Here is a 26,048-nt window from a genome sequence, read left to right on the forward strand (position 1 = left end):
ACATTGCCTCGGGGCTTTTTGTTTGCTCAATGAAAGTGGATCAACTTATCTACGCAGATGCCTTTCTCCAACCTACCATTACAATCACAGAAGCTTGCCCTGTTCCAAAGCCAGTAAGCGCTGCTTGCGTTCAACACCACCAGCATAGCCCGTCAATTTCCCACTCTTACCAATGACACGATGACAGGGAACAACGATAGAAATTGGATTTTTCCCGTTGGCCAGCCCTACGGCACGCACGGCCTTAGGATTGCCTATTGCATCTGCAAGCTCTTGATAGCTCCAGGTTTCTCCGTAAGGAATGGTTGTTAGTGCATGCCAGACCTGATTTTGAAAATCCGTCCCTGCCGCCGCCAGAGGCAGGTTAAATTCATTCCTCAACCCAGAAAAGTACTCTTCTAACTGAACAACCGTCTGGCTAAGGACGGGATGATGATCGTTACGCTCACCCAAGTCATCCGGTTTTGTCGTACAGGTTTCAAACCAAATACCAAGTAGGCCATCAGAGTTGGCCTGTATGGTTACGGTGCCTAACGGACTGGGCATTTCGGTATAGTTTGTTTTCATGATTGATTCCATATGTGAAAAGTCGCATAACTCCCCCAAGGGGAAGCAGTGTAATTGTTGAGCGACGGGTAGCGCTGCATAACCTTTTTTACGACTAGGTCGTTATGCAAAAAACAGTCAGGTTGAGATTCTCCGCGAAGACGGGCATAACTCACCGTCCAGGGGCCAATGCCTTTAATCTCTAACCATTGCTGTGGGTCCGCTTGCGGATTATCCAACATAAATTGGGCAAAGGTCACTAGCGTATTCTTACGACTTTGGGGCATGCGTAAAAAACTCACATCCGCATTCACAATTTCAATTGGCTCCGGAAAGTAGCGAGCTTCCCCTTCTTCGCTAAGTTTTTCTACCAACAGATTGAGCTGACCAATCGCCGCTTTAACCGAAACCTGCTGGCCTAAAATTGCCCGAACACCCGCTTCCCATGTGCTCCATACACCCGGAATACGAATCCCGTGGCTCTTCACAATTCCCGGAGCAGCATAGTTGAGGTGTCGCTCTATAGTGCAAATATCAGCGTCAAGATCAAACATTCGCCGAACGCTGGTCACCAGATTCTGCAGTTTGGCGACATCTTCAATTTCAAAATCCAGTTCTAGGTGGCTTTCACCTTTGGTCGCTTTAAACCACGCTTTGCTCCCCGCAATACGAACCACACGGCTATAGCTGTCATCAGTCAGCATTTCCACCCCGTCTATTGCTCTTAAGCGATAAAAATTCAACATATGCTGCCAATTAAATTCACCGCGAAAAGGTAACACGATCCGGTTCGTTGCCAGTTTTTCAAACTCATTTCGTCGTACCTGAGAAGGCGTTAACTTGAGATACTTTTGAAAAGCATCATTAAACCGGCGCGTGCTGTTAAAACCGACGGCAAAACCGACATCGGTGACAGGCATAGAGCTGGAATGCAGTAACTGTTTGGCAAACATCAATTGCTGGTACTGAGCATATTGCTTGGGTGACATGCCCAGATACTGTTCGAACAGCATTCTTAAGTAACGGTCGGTAATCCCTACCCGAGCGGCAAGCTCACAAACTGAGTGATGATGCAGTTCCCCATTATCAATCATTGAAATAGCCCGTTGAAACGTGGTTTCCACACCTTTCCAAGCCCACGATCCCGGCGCACTATCAGGCCGGCAACGCAAACAAGGACGATAGCCAGCCTTAATAGCCTGGGTTTTGTCCGTAAAATATTCGACGTTCTCTTCTTTCGGTAAATTGGCCGGGCAAATTGGTCGGCAGAAAATTCCTGTCGTTTTCACGCCAATATAAAATCGACCATCAAAACGGCTATCACGCGACATACGCGCTTTCTGACACTGCTCAACCGTCAATGACGTATAAGGATTGATAAGCATGATGCTGTCCTTGCGTACACTGTATTAACGAGCGATCCATCTACTCAATGGGTTATATGTTCATTGTAGAACTAGGCGATGATATAGGCTGGCCATTTTCGGAACTCAATATTGAGATTGGTTGGCATTAGTGTATTTCTACACTAAAGTTAACACCAGAACATCACAACAACGTCGGCTAAAAGGGAATTGGTATGGACTTACACACTTGCGTAATTGTGCTTAGAAACCAAAAGGTTATTACGAGTAAATCCGTTGATCATTCTATCGGGATAATAGAGCGAGACTCAAATAACGAGATTTCAGAAATTCAAATCAATACGACGGATGGGGGTAATATTAGAACCTATCACTACAACAATGTAGAGGAGTCGCTTGAAAGTTTGATGAATCTCTAATTCTTGTTTCCGGGAAAGCCTCCTCCCTCATCAATATCGAAAAAATAGAGCACCAGCCCCGTGCTCTATTTTTTTATCCAAATTTCATAGATTTATCGCCAAAGTGAACTCCCCTCTCTCTTTCGAAAAAAATGACATAGTGATGAATAAAGCTCGATATTTATAGGAAAAACAAACACAGAATAAAACCTTAATAACATGAATTAAAAGACAAAAACCCTCTAGTTCAAATTTATTGAACTAGAACATCAAATAACCCCAATTTTTTCTGGTGTTAACTCAACCTAAACTGTACTCAACAGCAAGGGAGAATGGACTCCCGCTCAAAAAACATCGTATGAGGACAGAATCATGAAGGCACTTCTACAAAAAATCACCGCATCAAACGCAGGTTTCAGCACACTGGCGCTTCGCATTCCTATCGGCATCATTTTTATGGCGCATGGCTCGCAGAAACTGTTTGGCTGGTTTGGCGGTTACGGACTGGAAGGCACTGGTCAGTGGATGGCATCAATTGGCTTAGGCCCAGGTGTTTTAATGGCTTTCTTAGCAGGTAGTGGTGAGTTCTTTGGTGGCTTGTTTATTCTGTTAGGCTTACTGACTCGACCAGCAGCGACCGTACTTTCTTTTACCATGCTTATCGCGATTTTCTCGGTTCACTTCGAGAACGGTCTGTTCCTGGCAAACAACGGTTATGAGTTTGGATTAGCACTGTTAGCAGCGAGCGTTTCTCTGATTTTCTCAGGTGCTGGTAAAGCAGGTCTGGATAACCTTTTAAACAAGAAGCTCTCTTAGTTTCCCCTCTTGGAAGTACGGTTCAGAGTGCAGTTCCACTCTGAACCCCGTATTTGAACAAGCTTGCAAATGCCACTCAGCAAAGATTGAGCAACAGAATACGGGGACGTTCAGTAACTGCTCCAACGCCCAGACTGCAGCTCTGGTATTCGACTTTGCTTAACCCAGCTTTTATCAAAAATGCCCCTGATATTGCATCAGGGGCATTTTATTTCATGATCAGTAAAAGCCAATATGGATTACTCGTCAGACAATCCCGAGCCAATTTGCTGCAAGCTGTAGGCGGTAAGCGGATCGATATCCTTTACAATCTCTTCAACCTGCTTAATCGCGTCCACAGACGAGCTGGCTTTGCGATAGCTCAAGTAAATAGGACGATGCCAGTCTTCTACTCCAGACACCTTATAGAGCTGCCCATTCGCAATAAATGGCTCTACTAGAGATATTGGCAAGTAGGCCGCCCCACCCTTTTCTAGAATAAAGTCCAGTGCAATACGCGCAGTAGAGGTCCGTAAGAATGGCGCTGGGATCTTAGGGTGACGCTCCGAATGCTCTGAAGCAAAACGGGTTCCCCAGTCAACGTATACGTATTTTTTATCAAATACCGTATCTAGCGAATCTTGTTCCGTCGACACCAAAACAAGCACAACATCGGCCACTTTTTTACAGTTAAGCTCATCCGCTTTGATTTGATCAAAAGCAAATGCCATATCCAAAGTACGCTCCAACAGGCTGCGGCTGAGCATTTCACGCCCCATGACTTCCGCCATAAAGCCATAGCCGCCGAAAGAATCGGTGACCACACTTAAACAGTTCTGCAGATACGCATCCCAAATATTCGCGGTACCACCTAAGGTAAGTTGCAGCGCTTTGCCATCATCGAGTGACAGTTCCAGCTTGGCTTGCTGCAATGTGGTGACCATCACCTCGGCATAACTAATTAAACGCTCGCCCGCAGAGGTTAACTTTATGTTATTGCGATCACGAATAAACAATTGAGTATCGAAATAACTTTCCAGTTGCTTGATGCGAGCACTCACTGCAGCTTGGGTAATATATAAGTTCTCAGCGGCACGTCCAAAGTGACGAACCCTTGCCAGCTCTAAAAATGTTCGAAAGACCTTTACATCCATAAACCATCTCCTGGTTAATATCAAACCAGATTAACAACTAATTAAAATCATGACGATAAAAAAAATTTGTTTTTCTTTTGTTAGCTTTACGCCTAATTTTCGCCTTAGTTCATTACATTCATCAATAACGGTTACAGAGGCTGTTGACATGTCTGACACTGAATTCCGTCATGGCAAAAAACGATTTTACGATAACGTAAAATTCCCACGCGGATTTGCAAAGTCTGGTGATTTTACTCTTGCAGAAGAGGAAATCCTAACAATTTATGGGGATACAATGCTTGGTCTGGAAACAGGCGAGTTAACACCTGAAAACAGCGAAGAGAAACACTTCGTTAAGGTGTTAGAGCACCCAGGCAAAGCGAAAACCAAAATTGAGCGTACGTGGTTAAAATACACGCAACTCGCTCGTGGTCGCAAGCGCTTCCATACGCTGAACGGACGCAATAAACCTGAAGCTGCGGAAGACTACACGGAAGAGAGTTTGGTTGAAGACGATTAATTAAACTGTACCAATTAATAGGTAGTTAAGTCGCAGACTTAGACAAGCGTTCATTCGCTTTAGAGTGAACGTTTGGAATTTTTTCTTCTCCTAAAGCCCAAGGTCGCGTTCTTCCGAGGGCTTTATTTGCACATCCAGCCGAGCCGGTCTATTTGGCGAGCATGGCAATCTTTTTCAAGAAACTCTCCTTCAAGTGTTCCTGATCGTACTCAAGATTGTAGGTATTGTGGAAGCCCACCTTTAACTCAACACCGTTTCCTCTCAAAAATACGTTATAGCCATCATAATCAGAAAACGCCTCCACCCCTTCGTAGATCTTACCAAACTCAGTCGGGGTACCGTTGTCCATTATGTTTTCGTATGCCGATAATACTTTGCTCGGATCTAACTCGTTTTTCATAGCGATTTCCTTACCAGTACACACGTCTTAATTATGGATAAGGAATTTGCACCTCGCCATAGTCATAGTTATCCCAAATCAAAATATCCTCATGCTTGTCGATACTTATTACTTTTTTGCGCCGCTAGCCGAATTGTCACCTGATAGAAACTTAATTTCAGCTATGAAATTTACCTCAATACCCTCTAAGCTAATAAGAAGCTAAAAACGACATGCTGACCTTTTTTAGCGTTTTTATCTGGCTTAATTGTTGATAAAAACAACAGCGGTCAAAGAAAAAACAAATTTTTGACCTAAAACAATAGCAGTTACAGATAACTTATTTTATAATGCGAATTAATGTTTCAGAACATCTTAAATTTAATTACTAGGGGCACAAAATGAGACTTATCCCGTTAACTCAAGCAGCACAAGTAGGTAAGTGGGCAGCAGCGCACATCGCAAAACGCATCAATGACTTCCAGCCTACGGCTGAACGTCCATTCGTTCTGGGTCTACCTACTGGTGGCACTCCTCTAGCAACTTACAATGCATTGATTGAACTGCATAAAGCGGGTGAAGTAAGCTTTAAGCACGTTGTGACTTTCAACATGGATGAATACATCGGTATCCCAGCCGACCACCCTGAATCTTACCGTTCATTCATGTACAACAACTTCTTCAACCACATTGATATTCAAGAAGAAAACATCAATCTGCTCAACGGCAATACTGACGATCACGATGCAGAGTGCAAACGCTACGAAGATAAGATCAAATCTTACGGTAAAATTAACTTGTTCATGGGCGGTGTCGGTAATGACGGTCACATCGCGTTCAACGAGCCAGCATCGTCGCTTTCTTCTCGCACTCGAATCAAAACTCTGACGGAAGACACTCGTATCGCGAACTCCCGTTTCTTTGACGGCGACATTAACCAAGTTCCAAAATACGCTCTGACTATCGGCGTTGGTACACTTCTGGATTCTGAAGAAGTAATGATCCTAGTAACAGGCCATAACAAAGCACTTGCTCTTGAAGCTGCGGTAGAAGGCTGCGTGAACCACCTTTGGACAGTTTCAGCGCTTCAACTGCACCCGAAAGCCGTAATCGTATGTGACGAGCCTTCTCAGCAAGAACTAAAAGTGAAGACAGTAAAGTACTTCTCTGAACTAGAAGCAGAAAACATCAAAGGTTTCTAAATGTCGCTAAGCTTTTAGCAAAGACTAGAAAATTAAAACCCGTGATCACTCACGGGTTTTTTGTTTATAGCCCACTACGCTTTGATGACCGACTGGCGTAATCATTGGGGTAACACCTCATCCAGCTCCTCAAGTTCACTTGGATCGACTTCAATCAGATTGGCGCTACCTTTTTGAAGTAAAAGTATTAAAAATATCGTACGCAATCAATCAAACCATGATTCTCTTTTATTGTTGCATCACCCTTTCTAAATAACCCTCAAGGTGTTATATCTATATATAACACCAATTCGGCCAAAGGGTTTCATCATGAAACAGTGGCATGATCGCCAACCGATTTTTCGTCAGTTGGCTGACCGGCTCACTCAGCAAATACTACAAGGGACGTGGAAAGAGGGCGAAGCTTTGCCTTCTGTGCGCCGCGTCGCTGCTGATATGAAAATCAATCACATTACTGTCATGAAAGGCTACCAGCTCTTGGTTGAACAAGGCGTCGTGGAGAAGAAGCCTGGTCAGGGTATGTTTGTCTCAACGGGGGCAAAACAACGCTTGTTAACCACAGAAAAGCAACGTTTCCTTAATGAACAGATCCCTCAGATAGCCGATACATTAAAGCGCCTGGATATGCCACTTGACGAGCTTATCCTACAACTCAAATTACAGATTAAAGGTGACCAATGAACGCAACCGTCAGTGTCAAGCACCTCTCCAAACACTATAGCCAACAAGGAGAAACGCTACACGATATCAGTTTTGACTTGCATCCTGGTCAGGTACTCGGTTTACTCGGCCATAATGGCGCCGGTAAGTCGACGTTAATTAACGCGCTGCTCGGCGCACATGAGTATAAAGGCACGATCCGTATCAACGGCTATGAGCCAATTATGCAGCGACACAAGATCATGCAGCACTTGTCGTATATCTCAGATGTGAACGTACTGCCAGACTGGATGACTGTCGAACAGCTGCTGGCCTATACCGAAGGGGTTCACCCAGGCTTTGACCGCCACAAAGCCGATGCGATACTCCACCAGACGGATATCAAATCAAAATCTCGTATTAAAGCCCTGTCCAAAGGGATGAAAGTGCAACTGCATCTGGCGATAGTCATCGCGACTAATACGCAAATACTGATCCTTGATGAACCGACGCTCGGTTTAGATCTGGTTTATCGGGATACCTTCTATCGTCACCTCTTAGAATGGTTTCACGATGGCGATCGAGTATTGATCATCGCCAGCCATGAAGTGGCCGAAATTGAACACCTTTTGACGGACGTTCTGATCCTCAAGCATGGTCACTCCGTGTTGCAAGCGTCGATGGATAGTATCCACGAGGATTACTTTATCCTCGAGGCCAATGACTCATCACGTCTGCAAATTGAAGCAATGCACCCCCTCTCTTCACAAAAAGGACTTGGCACAACCAAATGGCTGCTCCACTCAAGGTATGCGGCACAAGTCGAAGGTTTGGGTGACATTCATGGTGTAACACTGGCTGATCTGTTTCTCGCGTTGCAAAAGGGGGTGGATGAATGCGTTCTATAATGACGATGTTAAATAAAGAATGGTTAGAAAACCCTCTCGTATCTCGCGTGCCATTTTTTATGTTTGTGTGTGGGACCTTGTTGTTTATCGGTTTAATGAGTAACTCGAACCTTCAGCACAATTTCTTCTTTCAAATGAGTGTTGGTGGTGATGCTGATGGCATGCAAAAGCAGCTGGGAGAAGAATTAAGTTCACTTATTGCTGGTGGTGCCGGCTTGCTTTCCATTCTGCTCGGTACACAATACTTCCCTAGAACGCTGCGTAAAGAGCGCTCTGAGGGCAGTATCATGTTCTGGCGTAGTATGCCAATCAGCGATGTACAGATGCACGTAGTGAAACTCGTCTTCGGCCTGCTGGTGATTCCTTTGGTATGTTCTGTTCTGGTCATCATCGCCGATTTTATGTTGTGGTCTCTGAACGTCAGCACCGATCATCAGATCGGTTTCTTATATCGTTATTCATCAATTGGGTACGTATTGCTGCACTGGATCGAGTTTCTATTAAGAATGGGTCTGGCAGGCTTATTACTGCTACCTTTAGCTCTAACGACGATGGTCATCTCACAAAAAGTAAACTCACCGCTGGTGATCTTATTTATCGCCATTTATGCGTTGCGCTGGATGCCGATCGCTTTGTTTGGTTATTACGGAGTGGATCAGTTCTTCTCTGAGATATTCACCCTACCTTTCCATGCCATCATCGCTCCTAACGCACTGGATGCGTTTACTGAGGTAGGAAAAACCAATATGGGAATTTATGCTTTTATTGGCTTACTCGCGTGGGCGGCAAGTCTCAGAATCAGCCGAACCATAAATTAGCGATAGCACATCAACACGGGCCTCAAAAAAAAGGTCACAACTTGCGTTGTGACCTTTTTTATAACTCCCCAGCCCTCTTAACCAAGAAACGAGATATATCCTTGCAAGATGACTAAGTTGACGATATCGATAAAGAAAGCGCCGACAATTGGCACCACCATAAACGCCTGAGGTGACGGTCCATAACGGTTAACAATAGACCCCATATTCATTACCGCAGTTGGAGTGGCACCCAGGCCAAAACCACAGTGACCACCAGCAATAACGGCAGCATCATAATTACGCCCCATGACTTTGAATGTCACATAGTAGGTAAAGATAGCCAGTACCACTGACTGCACAGCCAGAATCGCCAGAAATGGAATAGCCAAATCGAAAATATTCCACAGCTTCAGACTCATTAACGCCATCGCCAGAAACAGAGATAACGATACCGTACCGAGCATATCCACCGTCTCTGCATCCAACTTGCGAAGCTTGGTGACTTCCAGGAAGTTGGTCACCACCACACCAATAAACAGCGCATACACAAAGTCAGGAATCATCAGCCATGAAATGTCGAATGAACTAACCCATTGCTCTAAATACTTGGCGCCAGTAACGCAAATCAATAGAAAGAACAGCTTCTCAACCACTTTTTTCGCCGTTACTTTGTCCTCTTCGTACTCGTTGTAGGTCACCAATTCCGGGAATTTTTCATGCGTTTTGGCACTTCGGCCATATTCCGATTCAATACCATGCTTATCGACTAAACGCTCGGCCATTGGGCTGCCGATAATACCGCCAATAATCAAGCCAAATGTGGCCGACGCCATCGCGATTTCCAATACGTTATTCAATCCATACACATCCTGGAAAGTTTGCGACCAGGCTGCGCCCGTTCCATGCCCACCAGAAAGCGTTATTGAGCCAGCGATCAGACCCATTAAAGGATCTAAGCCAAGTGCCGCTGCCAGTGAAACGCCCACGCCATTTTGAATGATGATGTAGAATGAAGCCACCGCTAAGAAGATGAAAACCTTGGCACCACCTTTCATCAATTGGGTGTAATTTGCGGCTAGACCGACGGTTGAAAAGAACATCAACATAAACGTATTTTGTAACGGAAGATCAAACTCTAAATCGATACCGTAGAAATGAAGTGTCGTAATCAGACAGGCTACGATAAGGCCGCCCACAATTGGCTCTGGTATGTTGAACTTATTTAAAATCGGCAGCTTGGCATTAACGAAATGTCCCAAGAAAAGCACACTGATCGCAACCATGAAGGACTCCAGAGCCCCGACAGATATTATATGATTCATATCACCTCTTATTGTTGTTCTCTTCATCCTCCATAATGATTGAGTGTTAGTTTAACCTTATTCCCATGGCAAATATTCTCACTGATATTTTTTAAACATATTCAAAAAATCATACAACTGCGCGATAAATTCAGTGAGATCACATTACAATTTAAGCTGTTGGGGTTACTGTTCCCATCGAAGTTTCATAACTCTGACTTATGGGCGTGTAATCAAGCCGAATCCAGGGAAAGCCTCAAGCAACAACAAAAATGTCCACTTTCGCGAAAACAGATTATAGCATATCACCAAAAACTGTCTTTATTTCAATGGCATTTGTGAAATCTATAACTGAAAGCTCGATTGATTCATCCTGTAATCATCTGAAAATAAAAAATGGATTAGGTTAAAATCAACCTCACTGGTACAACGTATAAGCAGGGTAAGTAATTCGTGTTCTTAGAGGAGTATAAGGAGTAGCCATGACAAAACTCACCATATTTTACGATGGTACCTGCCCACTTTGTGCCAAAGAGATGAGAGCATTAACAAAGCACGATACGCATCAGTATATTCGCATCGTCGATATCTATAGCGACGCATTCTCTTGTTACCCGCAAATCGACGCTGACAAAGCCAATACCATACTCCACGCTTTAGACGAGGGTGATAATTTGCTTCTCGGCTTAGACGTCACCTACCGTGCATGGCAGCTGGTGGGGAGAGGTTGGCTCTATGCGCCATTACGCTGGCCTTTGATTCGACACGTTGCCGATTGGCTATATATAAAATTCGCCAACAACAGATATCGCATTTCCTATTGGCTCACAGGCACATCGCGTTGCGGCACCGATCAATGTTCGCGTTAATACCTTGTTAGCACTACTTGAGATAATAAGAGACTAACCTCCTCAGGTACTGGGTTCCGACTCAATTTCATAAAGGTGAGATCAATACATTTTGAATGGCATGATGAGCGGGTTTACAGTGTAAAGAATAAGCAGCCCTCCCCTGCCAAGGTATACGACCAACGGGTCTTTTTGTGGAGTGGATGGGGATTAACGCGGATAAATGGTGGTAGTGCCTCCGCCCTATCAGCACGATTGAAAACGCATTTATCACACAATCAAAAAAAGGCTTCCCGAAGGAAGCCTTTTAAATCGAATTCGCGAACGAATTACAGCTCAGCGTTGTGGTAAACCTGCTGAACGTCATCACAGTCATCAAGAAGGTCTAAGAACTTCTGGAATTTCTCTGCATCTTCACCCGATACTGGCGTTTGAGTTTGAGGAACGAAAGTGATTTCTTCCACATCAATCGTTAGATCAGGGAATGCGCCGTTAAGCGCTGTTTTTGTCTTAAAGAACTCTGTGTGAGGTGCAAAGACGGTAATCACGCCGTCTTCTAGTTCAACGTCAGTGACGTCAACATCTTCCATCATCAGCGTTTCAAGGATGATTTCGTCATCATCGCCTTTGAACTGGAATACCGCTTGGTGATCGAACATGTGAGATACAGAACCTTCAACACCAATTTTCGCACCTGTTTTTACAAAACACTGGCGAACATCTTGGAAAGTACGGTTACCGTTATCAGTTAGACAATCAACGATGACACTTGTGCCACCAGGGCCAAAACCTTCGTAACGTGCAGGAACGTAATCTTCACCGCCACCGCCACTCGCTTTATCAATCGCTTTATCGATAACGTGTGCAGGAACTTGGTCTTTTTTCGCTTTCGCGATCAGGTGCTTAAGAGACAAGTTCATGTCTGGGTCTGCACCGCCATTTTTCGCGCACATGTAAATTTCTTTACCGTATTTGGAATAAACTTTAATTTTTGCGCCCGCTGTTTTCGCCATTGAGGCTTTGCGCACTTCAAAACTTCTTCCCATCGGGATGTTCTCTCTAAATTCAAATTTAATGCGAAGGATTTTAGCAAAAAGCGAAACCATTTCAATTTTCGCTTTGCTGAGGAATGGGGAAGTTATCTCATTCGCCGCATTGATTTACACCAGAGCCACGACTCGCGTTACGCGACACCCATTACTCGCTTGTACTTTTCAACCGATTGCTGGAAAAACGCTTTTTCATCAGCATCGTTAATCTTAGATAGTTGCTCATCTATTGCTTCTGGGCCAGATTTGGCCTCTCTGAGTTTCCAAACCAAAAACGACGCTTGCTTATCCAGTTCGATTTTGTTTTTTTCATCAGGCGGCAATAGGGATAGATTAAACGACATTCACAGCCTCAAGGTACTTTAAATACTAGCCGCGCACTATAGCATACCGACTTGCAATTGGAGAATAGAAACGCACTTAACTTGATCAATTTCAAACTCCTGTTGTGAATATCGGTTCAAACTTCAACGCCTTCGCGGCTAATAAACATCCCTGACAACGCATCCCAATGGCGTTATTTTTTTGCCAGACCCATTTACACTGTAAACAGGCCTCGCTCACTAAAGGGACAGCCGGCTTTGATGACATCATTGTCCTGCGAATCCTGAACAACAGATAAGCGTCGGCTAAAATTTAAAACAATACACGATAAGATAATGTGATAGCCCGAAATATTAAAAAGGGTAGCAGAACGCTACCCTATAGATTAGTTATTGGTGACAAAGATGAATCAGTGAATCAAACCCAGTTCTCTGGCTTCTTCCATCGTTAAACCGCTTTCACGGATTTCACGAAGTGCCTCAATGCGTCTTCTGGCTTCTGCCGACTTCACGGTTTTGTCAGGCTGCACAACGGATTCTTCTTCAGGTAGTTCCCACTTGTGAGCAATGTTACTCATTTCTTCATGGTCGATAGAATTAATGGACATATTTCCTCCGAACACACCATGTTTTCGATGAGTAATCTATAGCAAACCCCATGAAGTGTGGTAAGAAAAACTATAGGGAAATGTGAACCCTCCCTACCTTTCACCAAGTCATTAACAGATTCATCATTTAAGTTTTGCCAAAGGGATAAATTAAGATTAAATTTGAATGATTACCCCTAGCAAAAGTGTGCCGATCCAGCTCTCATTTTTGTTCCCTGAGACATTTTAAACCTACTCCGTAAACCACTTTTTGTTTCACTTAATTTTAGAGTCACTTCACTAATAATGGTGATGGTAACGCAGTGAAACCCACCAGTTTAGTTATCTCCTGTTCCCCGCTGCTGACCTTGGTTTGTTCACTGGTTTGATCACTTAGTCGAAAATGAACCAAACGATTCGGTAAGTGCCGATGAGATTCGTAATCGGGCTGTGTACTGGTTGACGAATATTCTCACATTGGCTCAAACCACTTTGTAAAACAATAGACTGAGGCAGCGCAATGGAATTGAGTACCTGGCAAGATCAGATCTCAATGTGGTATTAAGATCGGAAGCATGATCAAGTTGAAAAGTTAGCATTGATCTATTTCAGGTGCAGGCTGATGTATTTGGCCCAGAGCTTGCTGAAGATAAAAACTGTCAAAAGCCGTATGTCAGGTAGAAACCGATATCCTGTTTAAAGAATGGTGTTTGAAACGATTGCAGCACGTCACAGTGCTCGCTGCGGAGTTTTACAATCACAGTGTGATAAAAGTGAGTGTCAGCACCAGGCTCATAACTTGTAGAGTCCCACATGAGGCGTTGATGCGATCGTTAAATTGGAATAAGCCTAGGAAGCATGATCAAGGTTTACACCATTAAAGCGGAAAAGTGATCAAGGTGGTAGCTGAATTTTAGACAAAAAAAAGCGAGTTCCTTGAGGAGAAACTCGCGAAGTCTATTCAGAATGAATGTAACAATATATGAGCCTATCTATTAATCATCAGAAAGGACAAAAGGTTGTCTATTCGGGATCAAGCTTAGTCTCGACTCAGAGGGGCAATGTCATCATTTTGTTAGAGTTAGGTCTGCTTTCTATCATCGAAATATATTTTTACATTTAAGATCAATCTGTCACACGAATCGGCCTTAATACATCAAATTTCATGATGTTAAATGGCCATTTCATCAAGTGCTCGGTATACCATTTCATCCATATGACCATCATAGATTTGTCTACAAACCTTACGACGAACCGCTAAACCAGCAATCAAACGTTCAATGGTAAGATGCTTGAGATCATTTTGAGTGTTAAACAGCTCGACGGTTTTGCTTAAAGTCTCATAGGGTATAGGCTCATCCCCTACCCTTAGCCAGTCAAGCTTCTCAATGTAATCAGAGCACTCTTCTTTGATTGAGGCGTACGAGTGCCCGGTCATTGCTGATAACGCCGTTATACTGCGTTCCAGAGCCTCTGGTGAGGTATATTTAGATAGAGTGATGGTTATCTCATCAGCATTGATCTCAACAAGGTGCTTTCTTTGCTTCACGCGACGGCCTAAATTTCCTCTCGGAGACGGTGCTTTTCGCTGGATAGGCTCAAATTCGCCGTCAATGATGCCTGAGAGCTCTTCAAGCTGTTGTCTGGTCACCATCTCATTGCGAAGCGGGTTTGGCAGCGTAGGAGCCATGTTACGCTTTCCTGCGTTGGTTGTTCGCGCACGTGAGTAGCGCAACACTTCTTCCACATCACATTTTATATCGATCTGGTAATCCATCACTTTGTCATTCTCGATCATTGTTTCGATCGTTAGGTGATAACCCCACAGATTCACAACAAACAGAGTCTCCGTTCCTTTGCCGTCCGATAATCGTTTCAACTCACGAATAAGATCCATGGAAAACCGTCGCCATTCGATGTTGCGCGCTAACTTCTGATTCAGTTCACTGAGCAACATGCAATCGGTGTGACGACGAACCATACGACTACGGAAAAATGAATACAGCTGAAACACGAGGGTATGCTGTTTCAGGATTTCTGGTGGAAACAGGAAAAAGTAATCGCGAGTGAGCAACTCTTCATAAAACGAGGGTTCCCAAACCAATATATACAAATTGGGTTTGATCCGAATTTCGCCGTCACTGCCTTCAACGGGCGCTTCTTCTGAGGCGGTGATCGTTCGAGCGAGAAAACGGAATCGATCACTTTTAAAACCTTCTGGCATGTTTTCACTCAGCCAACGACCAGTTAATTCATGCAATTGGAAGTCGGTAAACTCAATACGGTCAATGCTGTCACGAATAGAATCACGGGCTGGCCCGCTGTCTTTTTTGCCTCTTAGCGACAAAATATCGGTAATGTATAACGGCGTTTTGTTCGGTACGTGAGCGGCGTCGAGGTGATACTGATCTTTGTGATGATCATGATACTGCACCGTCAATGTGAACAGAGCAAACAAGGTCATTAGATCATCTACGGTCATGATATTTTTGGATGATCGTGTCTCAATGACGGCTTTAGTGCCAGAAATTGACACCATGGACTTCTGATAACTTTTACGAGTACGCGGAGGCGCCAATGCCTGATCGATGATCCCTGCCCAATTAGTTGGAGAGACAACAAATTGATCCGCTTCATCCTTCATCGTTGGTGGTGTATTTAGACCATGTTCCGTCAATAAGCGTTTGTTTACTTGCGTTTGTGCTAATGCTTTCGAGCGTTTTTGCTTTTCATTCTGACGAACTTTTTCTGTGACTAAGCTTGTTGCACCCAAAGCAGAAATAAGTTTATTAGGGTTAACAAACTTATGTAACATGGTTTTTCCTGCCAGTCCTTCTTCAAAGCGAACTGGAGTTTGAGTAAATAAACCAATGTTTACTGCCGCTCTCAGACGTTGTTGAAGTGCCGCACGAGTTAATTGACCATCTGTGGCTTCAACAATTTCCGTAGTTGATACCAGCCCATCTTTGCTGCTGAAACCTCTCAATGAGATAAGATTAAGCAACTCTAAGATGCTTTTAGTCACTCCTTTGAAGTGTTGGTATTGCTCTACCCAATCTGCAGAAGATTCGTGCACTTCAAAAAGATGCCCATCTTTGTGGCTTCTTGGTGCTTTAATCAGAATTTTTTCATCAGCCGTCATTTTAGATCCAGATCACACTAGCCGTAGTTGTGCTATGGTTCCGAAGAATAAAGAAAAACAGATCATAAATAAAGAAAAAATCTTGTTTTTTAAATAACTGATCTTTTTGATTATTCTGATCTTAATTGATTATATGATCTAATGATCTGGCTTTCGAACTTTATATAAGTTTTTGTTTTATAGGGTTATTATTTTAACGTCTTTCGGAACAATGATCATAATAATTCTGAAACTATGATCAACAAGCTACCGAAAGCATGATCATATTATCCCGTAAGCATGATCATTAAGTTTATGAAAAGATGATCAAAATGTTTGTGAAACGATGATCATCATATTTTTACAGGTTATCCACAGAAATCGGTATTGGTGTGATCAACTAAGATGCCAATACAGTGAATATCATTTTGTATTTAGCTCCGGATCAATGATCAAGACGAATAATAATGACAGATTGAAGTCTGATTTTGCTGGTAAATTATTCATGTGTTGAAAAACTCATCAGAATTCAATCTAAGGCCTGTAAATACTCGACCTACCCTAAATTTAGGAAGCATGATCATGATAAGAGAACTTAACCAATTCGATGTTTTTATTTCATCGTTCCGCGTACTTTTCTCTGAATGCCCCAGTATGTCTGCATTCGCCCGTAAAATAGCGAATAAAAAGCATGCTTCCGGGAAACCTGTTTACTTGATCATTTTTCCGTAAGTTTGATCGCGTAGTTTAATCTCTGTTACTTCAAGCCCTCCCCTCTTTTACCTTGATCATGCTTTCATTATTCGGTTATGGCCCGGACATATGATCAAGAGTATGCCTTGATCATGTGTCCAGAGTGTTCGTTCTATATCTGTATTTATTGCTTCGGATGCATGATCAAGATACCTTCCGAGAGGTAAACTTATTCAAGTTTATCTATTTTTCTGTATCCAGGTATTGATTTTACATAATCCGTAATTTATCTGGCGAATATAATCGTTCCGTATAAATTTAATTTACATTGTAAATGTGTGACGCTGTAACACTTTAAATTTATAGCGTTAGCAATGTATTTATTCGAAGTTGTTTGATTATATTTCGGTATGTTTTTCGCCATAATTCATAAAATAGTCGATTTTAATGTTTTTATATGTGATTGTTATTCAAAATGTTTGTTCACCTTTTTGTTGTTTTTGATGTTTGGTGCTGTACAATTGCAATCAGATATCCTTTCAACGGAATTTGGCATGAAAAGAGAAAAAACGATTGAAAACCTGCATGAGTTAGCGGAACTAACACAACAGGTTCAAGCTGACCGTATTGAGATTGTTTTGGAAGAGCGAAGTGACAATTACTTCCCTCCAATGTCTAAGGCAATGATGGAAACCCGTTCGGGTCTGACTCGTCGAAAACTCGATGACGCAATTGGTAAAATGGAAGCCGCTGGCCATCAATTTACAAAGAATAATGCCAACCATTATTCTATTACTCTAGATGAAGCACATATGCTTATGGATGCGGCTGAGGTACCTAAATTCCATGAGCGTAAAAAAAATAATGGCAATAAGCCTTGGGTTATCAACGTACAAAACCAAAAGGGTGGTACAGGTAAATCGATGTCGGCGGTGCATTTAGCCGCTTGTTTAGCGCTGAACTTAGATAAACGCTACCGCATTTGTTTGATAGACTTGGACCCACAGGGTTCACTGCGTCTATTCCTAAATCCGCAAATCAGTGTCGCCGAGCATGATAATATCTATTCTGCGGTCGATATTATGTTAGGTAACGTGCCAGATGGCGTAGAAATTGATAGCGAGTTCTTGCGCAAGAATGTGTTGCTTCCAACGCAATATCCGAACTTAAAGTCGATTTCTGCGTTTCCTGAAGACGCGATGTTTAACGCTGAAGCATGGCAGACGCTATCTGAAGATCCATCGCTTGATATTGTACGTTTGTTAAAAGAGCAGCTCATCGACAAAATTGCAGACGACTTTGATATCATCATGATTGATACCGGCCCACACGTGGATCCATTAGTTTGGAATGCAATGTACGCTTCTAACGCGCTATTGATTCCTTGTGCCGCTAAGCGTCTTGACTGGGCTTCGACGGTAAACTTCTTCCAGCATTTGCCAACGGTATATGAAATGTTCCCAGAAGATTGGAATGGTCTTGAGTTTGTTCGCTTGATGCCAACCATGTTTGAGGACGACAATAAGAAGCAAGTTTCTGTTTTAACTGAAATGAACTATCTTCTAGGTGATCAAGTTATGATGGCCACTATTCCACGTAGTCGAGCGTTTGAAACCTGTGCCGACACGTATAGTACGGTATTTGACCTTACCGTGAGTGATTTCGAAGGTGGTAAAAAAACGCTCGCAACTGCTCAAGACGCTGTTCATAAGAGCTCACTTGAACTTGAGCGCGTATTGCACTCTAATTGGCCGTCATTGAATCAGGGGTAATAAGTAAATGGCTTTGAAAACGTCTGAATTAAACGCAAAATTATTTGGCAAAACCAATAAACGTCGTGTGGTAACACCTCAGGAAGCGCAAACCGCAGCAAAAGAAAAAACACAGACAATTGAGTTAGCGGTAGCGGGTGAGAATACCGTTCAATTCGAATTGGTTCGTATACCTGCCGATAAGGTAGAGTCAGAAACAACCGTTTTTGTTGATAACGCACGTGAACAGTCTTTCTTGAATGAGCACGCTTTATCTGATGTATTGGTTACGTTAAAAGAGCGTGGCCAGCAATATCCAGCGGTTGGCCGTCGTACCCAGGATGGCAAGATTGAAGTATTAGACGGTAGTCGTCGTCGTAAATCTTGTATCTTGGCTGAGCAGGATTTCTTGGTTTATGTTGGCAACAACATAAATTCCAATCATGCAAAATTCTTATCTGATGTTGCAAATGCTCATAAGCCGCTTTCACTTTATGAAAAAGGTAAGGAGATGCAGGCTAAGCTAGATAGTGGTGAAGCAGAGGACCAAAAAGCACTCGCTAAAATGTTCCAGTGCAGTGAAGCATTGGTGAGTGGTGCACTAAAAGCGGCCTCGCTACCATTAGAGTTGCTTCAAGCGTATCCAAATGTAGGTGATCTTGGGCGCCCGACAATTGTGAAACTACACAAGCAGTTCACTAACTTAAGCCCAGAACACCAGCAAGGGTTATTAGATAAGTGCCGTACGTCGGAAGGTTACTTGTGGCAGCGCAGCTCAGCGCAAGGTGTCGCGCGATTGACTAAAGAAGTCACGGAGAGTCTAGAAAGTTGGATTTCTGAATTGTCGCCAGCTAAGCCATCAGCAAAGGCTGACAAAGTCGATTTAATAAAAGGTCGTGCGAGCTACAGCCGTAAAGGCAGTAATTTGGCTCTTAACCTGAAAAAAGTGGATGACAGCTTAATGGAAGAAATTCTTGCTTTCGTTCACAGCAAACTGCAATAGCGCTAGTCATAACATCAACCGCCTTCGGGCGGTTTTTTTAGGTCTGTTGTTTTTGTTGCCACTGAGTCACCAGTTTAAATTGTGCTAACATGTGCTTGGTTCAACCTTGGGTACGCAGCATGCACACACAAACTGAGTTTCTCGCTTTACTTCAACAAAAGGCATCCTTATCTTTCCAACGAATAGGCGTAGCTATTCAAGGCGATGCTAAATGGCAAAACGCACTGATCGAATCGTTTCACCAAACTCATCAAGAATTACGTTGGTTTTGTGTTGGTGAATGGTCATTGCAAGACGTGAATTGTGTCTCAGCCAAACAAGGCCATATGTTATTAGGCAGAGAATGTGACGTACTGGTCTATGACGCGAGCAACAGTTTCGATGCGAATAGTTTTACAGCGGCATTAGGTTCATTAGTCGGTGGCGGTATTCTTATTGTTGCTGTCAGTGACATAGAACCTTCAAACTACGCCCAAAAATGGATGACTACTCAGTGGCAGAAGTTATGTGTCGTAGAACAACATCAAGGGTTGCCTGAATTACCAAGTTTTGAACCGACCAGTAAAATTTCTCAATACGCACAGCAACAACAGGCCGTTACCGCGATTGAAAAAGTGGTAACAGGACACCGAAAACGACCTTTGGTTTTAACCGCTGACCGTGGGCGAGGAAAAAGCAGTGCCCTTGGTATCGCGTGCGCCAACTTATTACACAATAAGCCGTTACATGTGTTAGTGACGGCACCCTCTATTAAAGCGGTAGAACCAGTTTTCGAACATGCTCTAAGAGTAATGCAAAGTGGTCAACGTGTCAGAAAGGACCGATTCGAAGCCGGGCAAGGGAGCATACAATTTATAGCACCGGACGAGTTGCTTTCGTCAATGCCTGAATGTGATTTGCTATTGGTCGACGAAGCAGCAGCAATTCCTGTTCCCATGTTGCAGCAGATAACCGCACATTATCACCGTCTGGTATTTTCCAGCACAATTCATGGTTATGAAGGTTGTGGCCGAGGGTTTACGCTTAAGTTTGTTGACTGGTTGCAAAAGCAAAGACCAGGAATGAAAACATGTCATCTGCAGCAGCCGATCCGCTGGAGTGAGAGTGATTTTCTCGAGTCATGGCTGTATGAGGCGTTTGTATTGGATGCTGAACTTACTGACCCTCAAGTCATAGTTGCAGAGAAGCTCCAGCTTGAAAAAATCACAAAGCAGGAATTGGTTTCTAATTCGAGTTTACTCAGGGAATGTTTTGCTCTTTTGGTCAATGCACACTATCAAACGTCACCAAATGACCTGCTTCACGCGCTTCAAGATGAACGCAGCTCTATTTATGTGGCAAGCAGCGAAAATAAAATAGTTGGTGTCATCATGGCGGTCGAAGAGGGGAGTTTAGATAATTCGATTATTTCTGATATTCAACTTGGCAGACGTCGTCCACCCGGTCATCTAACACCTGTTACTATTATCAATCAACTCGGTATGCCTGATGTTGGTAGGCTTTCAACGCTTCGTATTATGCGTATTGCGGTTCATCCTGAGTTACAAAACAAAGGCCTTGGTAAGCAGATGCTCTCTCAACTTGAGCAGTATCTACCTTCTCATATCAATTATCTGTCCACCAGCTTTGGTTTGACAGATGAGCTGTTGCGCTTTTGGAGTGGTGTTGCTTATCAACCAATTCGTCTCGGCACGATGCGTGATGCCGCTAGTGGATGTTACTCGTTACTGATGGTCAAACAGTTAGCCAATAATCCACACCGATGGATTGATGAAGCGGAAGCGCTTTTACGTGAGCTTCTGCCGATGAGCGCCGATCATGTCTACTCGAAGTTAGAGCCTAATTTATTTCGACGTTTATTGAGTGCGCCAAGAATGGATGTTGTTCTTCATAGTTGCCAACTTACTCTTATTCGTAATTACGCTCAAGGTGGTGGGAGTTACGAATCTGTGTTTGTATGGTTAAAGCAGTGGTTATTGAAAAATGGTTTAGTGTCGGTTTCTGATTTAATGATCTGTAAGTTGTTCCTCAGCCACGGTTGGGATAGCTGTGCGAAACAGTTTAAACTGACAGGTCGTAAGCAGGTTGAACAAGAGATTCGACGCGAAGTTCAATCGCTACTAAAACAATTTACACTGTAAAACAGACGCCCGTTAGATTTACACTGTAAATTAAATTGTTTGTGAGGGGAGGTTTACACTGTAAATCTCCTCTTTTTTATTTGTTGTTTGTAGACGAATTTTGATTAATAAACTCGTCGGTTCATAGAGTTACTGTCATTGATAAAACGCTTACTGTTAGTGACATAAGCCTGATTATTAAAACAGCGCAGTTTGTGGAGGAAATCTTTTTAGTTAGACTGAACACGTTGATGTACAGCAAAGTGGTATTGCTATGTGGAATCTTTGCCTTGAGTGGTCTGAAGATAAAACCCGGATAATTGCTCGTCTTCCGCGAGATGCGGAACTCGCAGGTGCACTCGATAAAGAAGAGTTACCTGCACAATTAACTTTGATGAACGCCGACTCACTATATGTAGAGAATGATGAGGTAAGTCGATTTATTGACGATGTGAGAGTTCGAGAAGCGATGGCTTACCAAGGCATAGTGATCGCTCAAAAGAAAAATGCCCACCTCCATATTGAGCTGTCCAATAATGATATGCTCGCAAGTATCACAGTTATTGGTGCTTATGGTGGAAGAGGATTAAGAGGCGAAGAAATTGTTCGTGCACTTGCAAAAGCAAAGGTGACCAAAGGCATCAACAAACTTGCCCTAAAGAAAGTGATGTTGGTGAGTAGTCAGCTTAAGCCCGGTGTAACGTTCACCCAACCTGTTGCAGTCGGCCAACAGCCAGTCAAGGGGAATGATGCAATCTTTACTCCCCTGGTAAAAGACATTACTAAACGCATACTTAAGCCAAAACAAGGTCAGTCGAGCGGTGACAAAATCGACTTGAGAAATCTCGGCGAAACAATATCTGTCAATACTGGTGATGAAGTCTTGCGTCGAGTGCCAGCCACCAGAGGCACGCCAGGTTATACTGTCCAAGGTCGAGTTATTCCGCCACAAGCTGGAAACGATATAACGCTCAAGCCAGGTAAAGGTACCGAAGTTAGTCGCAGCGATCCAAATCTTCTCATTGCTTCAACATCTGGAACTCCGTTAATTAAGAACAATACGATTGAAGTCGATAACGCGTTGTGTCTCAATAATATTGGCGTTAACACCGGCCACGTTAAATTTAAAGGAAATGTGATTATTGGTGGTAACATCGAGCCTGGCATGATTGTTCAGGCAACCGGTTCGATCACGGTAGGTGGTTTTATTGAGTCAGCTGATGTGCAAGCGTGTGATGATATCTTGGTAGGGAAAGGAATCATTGGTCATACGGTAAGTGATGGTCAACCTAAAAGTTGTCGTGTGAAAACTAAAGGGTCTATCCGAGCTAATTACGCGCAGTATTGTGAATTATCTGCGGGTGAAGATATTGAACTTGCAGTGCATAGCATGAATAACGATATTCATTGTGGTAAGAATCTGACTGTGCTGGATGTCAGCGGCAAAAACGGCACATTGAGTGGTGGTCATGCCAAAGTGGGGCAAAGTGTATTGTGCTTACAATTAGGGGTTGAAGGAGATACTGCAACAAAGGTTGAAGCCTTTAGCGATTATTCCTTGTATAAGGAACGCATCGGTAAGTTGAAAGAACAATATAAAATTGCGCAAGCGGGCACGATGGATGTGATCCGTAAAGAGTTAGCATTCAAAAAGCGGTCAAAAGCAGAACGTAGTGACGCTGAGCAGGCTGACATACAAAAACAAAAACGCCAAAATAATCGTTTATTAGAAGAGTTAAAGCTCAAGCTTGATCAAGCTGAGGCTGCGTTTGAACTCGCGTTAAATGACAATAAAGTGGAAGCGAAAGAACACGTATTTTCACGTGTTACCGTTCAGTTTAATTCCGAGCAAGTGACAACTAAACGTACTCACGGTGGATGCTCGTTTCGATTTAATCAATACGAGATTAAGGTGTCTGCGAATTTTGAACAAGAATCTATTACTGCTTAGATATCAGTTGGTTGTCAATTTGGTTTTTCTCTTTGCGATAAAAACGTTTTACAGTGTAAATCGCAAACTTATCAGTTTATTTAAAGCGGGTAATGGATAGCCTGATTTGGTGTTGCAACGCTAATTAGCGGGATCATACTGAAGTAATGCGATTATCGCTGGAAGGTACTGCTCTATCGTGAAATCAGAAGAAACTGCAGGTAATTCCAGAGTAACACATGGCAGTTCTCGTTCACTACACCAAGTGCCAAATGACCCGGGAGTTTCGTAATCCACATCATCGACCAGTGGGAGATCGAATTGGTTACCAAGCCACTTCGCGAGGTCAGAAAATTTGGGGTCATCAACAAAGGCCAATGGTTCATGAAAGGAGACCACAAACTTTGGTCGTCTTTCTTCGATGAGATTGATCAGCGCAGCCACCTCAGGCTCAAGCTGACTCGCATTACCCGTTTTTACTTTTACGTCCCGTACTGGTGTATGAGCGCTCCAACGGTATACAGTGCCATATTCAGTCCAATTTTGGGTTGGAAAGGCACGATTAAGATCGACTTGATTGGCATTAGCTCTGGTACCAAGTTGGTTACCATCCGGATTCATGGATAACACGACATCATGATATAAGCCGCTTTCTGGCAAACTTCTCAACGCGCAGGATAAACCTGTGATCGATGCTGTCTCATCGCCGTGTGTTCCCGCTAAAATCAAACCCCGTGATTTACTTTCTACTTGAGCAGGAAAATAAAGCAGGGGTGCGCCCAGAACGGATTTTCCATAGCTTATGGGCTTAATTAAAAATGCGGCTCTTTCCGTTCTTGGAATTAGATTCACCATAATCTCCTACCAGATGAAGTATGATTAATTTTAATTACTTAGATAAACCGAACTGTTAAATTTCGTCAATGGTTGTATTGTTAATTATGGCACTGGCTTCAAAAGACGAGTTAGGAGAACTAAAACCGATATGGATATTAAAAAACACTCGATGACATTACTTATTTCCTCTCTTTTAACCCCTGTCGTAACAACATCTGCGTTTGCGGATGTTATGCCTGGAGACGTTAAACTTGCCGCTGAGCAAGTTTTAGTTCGAGCAAATGACGCAGAAGCGGCAACACTCGATCCGGCAAAGGCAGAAGGGATGCCTGAAATGCACATATTGCGAGACTTATTTGAAGGTCTGGTCATTCAAGATCGTAATGGCAATATTGTTCCTGGAGTAGCTCAGTCGTGGGAAACCAAAGACAACCAGACTTTTGTCTTCCACTTACGTAAAGACGCAAAATGGTCAAACGGTGATCCTGTGACAGCCGAAGATTTCGTTTACGCGTTGAGACGTGCCGTGGATCCGAAATTGGCGTCACCTAATGTTTGGTATCTTGAGATGACACGCATCAAGAATATTGTGGATGTTGCTGAAGGTAAACTACCAGTAGAAGAGCTGGGTGTTGAAGCGTTAGATAACTATACACTTCGTTTCGAACTAGACGGTAAGGTCCCATATTTTGTAGCAATGACAGGTCACACATCAATGATGCCTGTACATAAAGCAACAGTGGAGCAGGGAGACAAGCCATGGAGCGATCCGAAACAGTTTGTTAGTAACGGCGCATTTGTCCTCGACGAATGGGTCGTTAATGAACGCATCGAATTGAAGAAAAACCCTAACTATTGGGATGCAGACGACACGCATCTCACCAGCGTGACTTACATTCCGTTCGAAAATCAAAATGCCTCGATTAATCGCTATGTGGTAGGGGAAGTGGATATCACCTCTGACGTGCCCACTCATATGGCACAGAAGCTCGAACAAGATTATCAGGACGCGTATACAGTGGTACCGCTACTGTGTACGTATTACTACGCATTTAATACGACACGTCCACCGTTTGATGATGTCAGAGTCCGCAAAGCTGTGTCCTATTCTATCATGAGAGATGTCATCACTAACGGCGTCACTCAGGTTGGTAATTTACCAGCGTACACATTTGCCCACCAATATACGGCTGGTTTTGATGCGACTCAACCAGAGTACAGCCAATGGACACAGCAACAGCGTAACGAGAAAGCTCGCCAATTATTAGAAGAGGCCGGTTATGGAAAAGATAAGTCGCTCGATTTTAAACTTCTTTACAATACGAGTGAGTCAAACAAAGCCATTGCCGTTGCTATCGCTTCAATGCTCAGTGAAAACCTGGATGCGAAGGTTGAGTTAGAGAATCAGGAGTGGAAATCATATTTAGTGGCTCGTAAGCAAGGTAATTTTGATGTCATGCGAGCTTCTTGGTGTGGTGATTATAATGAAGCGTCAACATTTTTGAGTCTATTAAGGTCAGAATCTTCGGGGAATTTTGCGCGTTACAACAGCAAAGAATATGATCAGGCAATGGATAATGCTCTAGTGACCACAGACGATAAAAAACGTCAGGAGTACTACGACGAAGCCGAAAAACTGATTGCGGCAGATGTTCCTATCGCCCCAATTTACTATTACATGCAGGCGAGATTAGTGCGTCCCAACGTTGGTGGCTTTGCTAAAAACAACGTAGAAGGTCGAATTTACTCTAAAGACCTGTACATTAAGAAGTAAAAATAAAGCCCCGTAGAGCGAACT

Annotated in this window: 23 protein-coding genes; 13 read left to right on the top strand and 10 right to left on the bottom strand. The window is 43.3% G+C overall.

Annotation, left to right across the window (positions count from 1 at the left end):
* Positions 1 to 84 precede the first annotated feature (84 nt).
* Positions 85 to 567, bottom strand: a complete 483-nt coding sequence (locus RXX31_RS11230) for a methylated-DNA--[protein]-cysteine S-methyltransferase (RefSeq protein ID WP_317589419.1) — start codon at positions 565 to 567, stop codon at positions 85 to 87.
* The gene (locus RXX31_RS11235; RefSeq protein ID WP_317589420.1) at positions 564 to 1,931 is read right to left on the bottom strand and encodes a DNA-3-methyladenine glycosylase 2 family protein; all 1,368 of its coding nucleotides are present in this window, start codon (positions 1,929 to 1,931) and stop codon (positions 564 to 566) included. Before RXX31_RS11235 ends, RXX31_RS11230 begins: the two co-directional genes overlap by 4 nt.
* A 194-nt stretch (positions 1,932 to 2,125) precedes the next feature.
* Between RXX31_RS11235 and RXX31_RS11240 the strand changes: the two genes are divergently transcribed.
* Positions 2,126 to 2,329 (top strand): hypothetical protein, encoded by a 204-nt coding sequence (locus RXX31_RS11240; RefSeq protein WP_014233448.1) that lies wholly within the window; start codon positions 2,126 to 2,128, stop codon positions 2,327 to 2,329.
* A 351-nt stretch (positions 2,330 to 2,680) separates the two neighbouring features.
* Positions 2,681 to 3,124, top strand: coding sequence for a DoxX family protein (locus RXX31_RS11245; RefSeq protein ID WP_014233447.1), 444 nt, complete (start codon positions 2,681 to 2,683; stop codon positions 3,122 to 3,124).
* Between the two features lie 239 nt (positions 3,125 to 3,363).
* Here RXX31_RS11245 and RXX31_RS11250 read toward each other — a convergent pair whose 3' ends face one another.
* A complete protein-coding gene (locus RXX31_RS11250; RefSeq protein ID WP_264908047.1) occupies positions 3,364 to 4,257 on the bottom strand; it encodes a LysR family transcriptional regulator in 894 nt (297 codons plus the stop codon).
* 148 nt (positions 4,258 to 4,405) lie between these two features.
* On the opposite strand from RXX31_RS11250, the gene RXX31_RS11255 reads away from it, so the two are divergent.
* Positions 4,406 to 4,759, top strand: a complete 354-nt coding sequence (locus RXX31_RS11255) for a DUF413 domain-containing protein (RefSeq protein ID WP_237314431.1) — start codon at positions 4,406 to 4,408, stop codon at positions 4,757 to 4,759.
* A 148-nt stretch (positions 4,760 to 4,907) separates the two neighbouring features.
* Here the strand turns inward: RXX31_RS11255 and RXX31_RS11260 are convergent, their stop codons facing one another.
* Positions 4,908 to 5,159 (bottom strand): DUF3081 domain-containing protein, encoded by a 252-nt coding sequence (locus tag RXX31_RS11260; RefSeq protein ID WP_317589428.1) that lies wholly within the window; start codon positions 5,157 to 5,159, stop codon positions 4,908 to 4,910.
* Between the two features lie 380 nt (positions 5,160 to 5,539).
* Between RXX31_RS11260 and nagB the strand changes: the two genes are divergently transcribed.
* The 4 genes from nagB to RXX31_RS11280 all read left to right on the top strand — a co-directional run bounded on the left by nagB (position 5,540) and on the right by RXX31_RS11280 (position 8,705).
* A complete protein-coding gene (nagB, locus tag RXX31_RS11265) occupies positions 5,540 to 6,340 on the top strand; it encodes a glucosamine-6-phosphate deaminase (RefSeq protein ID WP_176292173.1) in 801 nt (266 codons plus the stop codon).
* 309 nt (positions 6,341 to 6,649) lie between these two features.
* A complete protein-coding gene (locus tag RXX31_RS11270; RefSeq protein WP_317589430.1) occupies positions 6,650 to 7,021 on the top strand; it encodes a GntR family transcriptional regulator in 372 nt (123 codons plus the stop codon).
* The gene (locus RXX31_RS11275; RefSeq protein WP_317589432.1) at positions 7,018 to 7,887 is read left to right on the top strand and encodes an ABC transporter ATP-binding protein; all 870 of its coding nucleotides are present in this window, start codon (positions 7,018 to 7,020) and stop codon (positions 7,885 to 7,887) included. The genes RXX31_RS11270 and RXX31_RS11275 overlap by 4 nt, the downstream gene beginning before the upstream one ends.
* Positions 7,875 to 8,705, top strand: coding sequence for a hypothetical protein (locus RXX31_RS11280; protein WP_317589433.1), 831 nt, complete (start codon positions 7,875 to 7,877; stop codon positions 8,703 to 8,705). Before RXX31_RS11275 ends, RXX31_RS11280 begins: the two co-directional genes overlap by 13 nt.
* 77 nt (positions 8,706 to 8,782) lie before the next feature.
* Here RXX31_RS11280 and gltS read toward each other — a convergent pair whose 3' ends face one another.
* Entirely contained in the window at positions 8,783 to 10,009 is a 1,227-nt protein-coding gene (gene gltS, locus RXX31_RS11285) for a sodium/glutamate symporter (protein WP_317589435.1), read from the bottom strand.
* A gap of 461 nt (positions 10,010 to 10,470) precedes the next feature.
* Here gltS and RXX31_RS11290 point away from each other — a divergent pair, with 461 nt between their 5' ends.
* Complete coding sequence (locus RXX31_RS11290; protein ID WP_317589436.1) at positions 10,471 to 10,857, top strand: DUF393 domain-containing protein; 387 nt, start codon at positions 10,471 to 10,473, stop codon at positions 10,855 to 10,857.
* A gap of 308 nt (positions 10,858 to 11,165) precedes the next feature.
* On the opposite strand, the gene RXX31_RS11295 is transcribed toward RXX31_RS11290, so the two are convergent.
* The 4 genes from RXX31_RS11295 to RXX31_RS11310 all read right to left on the bottom strand — a co-directional run bounded on the left by RXX31_RS11295 (position 11,166) and on the right by RXX31_RS11310 (position 15,937).
* Positions 11,166 to 11,882 carry a YebC/PmpR family DNA-binding transcriptional regulator gene (locus RXX31_RS11295; protein ID WP_317589437.1) on the bottom strand — a complete coding sequence of 239 codons (717 nt, stop codon included), beginning with the start codon at positions 11,880 to 11,882 and terminating at the stop codon, positions 11,166 to 11,168.
* Positions 11,883 to 12,019: 137 nt separating this feature from the next.
* Positions 12,020 to 12,229: a DUF3283 family protein gene (locus tag RXX31_RS11300; protein WP_176292162.1), complete on the bottom strand. Its 210-nt coding sequence runs from the start codon at positions 12,227 to 12,229 to the stop codon at positions 12,020 to 12,022.
* A 389-nt stretch (positions 12,230 to 12,618) separates the two neighbouring features.
* The gene (locus RXX31_RS11305; protein ID WP_237314411.1) at positions 12,619 to 12,816 is read right to left on the bottom strand and encodes a PA3496 family putative envelope integrity protein; all 198 of its coding nucleotides are present in this window, start codon (positions 12,814 to 12,816) and stop codon (positions 12,619 to 12,621) included.
* 1,150 nt (positions 12,817 to 13,966) lie between these two features.
* Positions 13,967 to 15,937, bottom strand: coding sequence for a replication initiator protein RctB domain-containing protein (locus tag RXX31_RS11310; protein WP_317589439.1), 1,971 nt, complete (start codon positions 15,935 to 15,937; stop codon positions 13,967 to 13,969).
* A 1,226-nt stretch (positions 15,938 to 17,163) separates the two neighbouring features.
* Between RXX31_RS11310 and RXX31_RS11315 the strand changes: the two genes are divergently transcribed.
* The 4 genes from RXX31_RS11315 to RXX31_RS11330 all read left to right on the top strand — a co-directional run bounded on the left by RXX31_RS11315 (position 17,164) and on the right by RXX31_RS11330 (position 23,434).
* Positions 17,164 to 18,381, top strand: a complete 1,218-nt coding sequence (locus RXX31_RS11315; RefSeq protein WP_317589440.1) for an AAA family ATPase — start codon at positions 17,164 to 17,166, stop codon at positions 18,379 to 18,381.
* Positions 18,382 to 18,388: 7 nt separating this feature from the next.
* Positions 18,389 to 19,363, top strand: a complete 975-nt coding sequence (locus tag RXX31_RS11320; protein WP_317589442.1) for a ParB/RepB/Spo0J family partition protein — start codon at positions 18,389 to 18,391, stop codon at positions 19,361 to 19,363.
* 119 nt (positions 19,364 to 19,482) lie between these two features.
* Complete coding sequence (locus RXX31_RS11325) at positions 19,483 to 21,504, top strand: tRNA(Met) cytidine acetyltransferase TmcA (RefSeq protein ID WP_317589443.1); 2,022 nt, start codon at positions 19,483 to 19,485, stop codon at positions 21,502 to 21,504.
* Between the two features lie 253 nt (positions 21,505 to 21,757).
* Positions 21,758 to 23,434: a FapA family protein gene (locus RXX31_RS11330; RefSeq protein ID WP_317589445.1), complete on the top strand. Its 1,677-nt coding sequence runs from the start codon at positions 21,758 to 21,760 to the stop codon at positions 23,432 to 23,434.
* A gap of 120 nt (positions 23,435 to 23,554) precedes the next feature.
* On the opposite strand, the gene mpaA is transcribed toward RXX31_RS11330, so the two are convergent.
* Positions 23,555 to 24,265: a murein tripeptide amidase MpaA gene (mpaA, locus tag RXX31_RS11335; protein WP_317589447.1), complete on the bottom strand. Its 711-nt coding sequence runs from the start codon at positions 24,263 to 24,265 to the stop codon at positions 23,555 to 23,557.
* A 133-nt stretch (positions 24,266 to 24,398) separates the two neighbouring features.
* Between mpaA and RXX31_RS11340 the strand changes: the two genes are divergently transcribed.
* A complete protein-coding gene (locus RXX31_RS11340; protein ID WP_317589449.1) occupies positions 24,399 to 26,024 on the top strand; it encodes a peptide ABC transporter substrate-binding protein in 1,626 nt (541 codons plus the stop codon).
* Positions 26,025 to 26,048 lie beyond the last annotated feature (24 nt).

Origin of the sequence: Vibrio sp. EA2, from assembly GCF_033042495.1 — a bacterium.
In the GTDB taxonomy this organism is placed as follows: Bacteria; Pseudomonadota; Gammaproteobacteria; order Enterobacterales; family Vibrionaceae; genus Vibrio.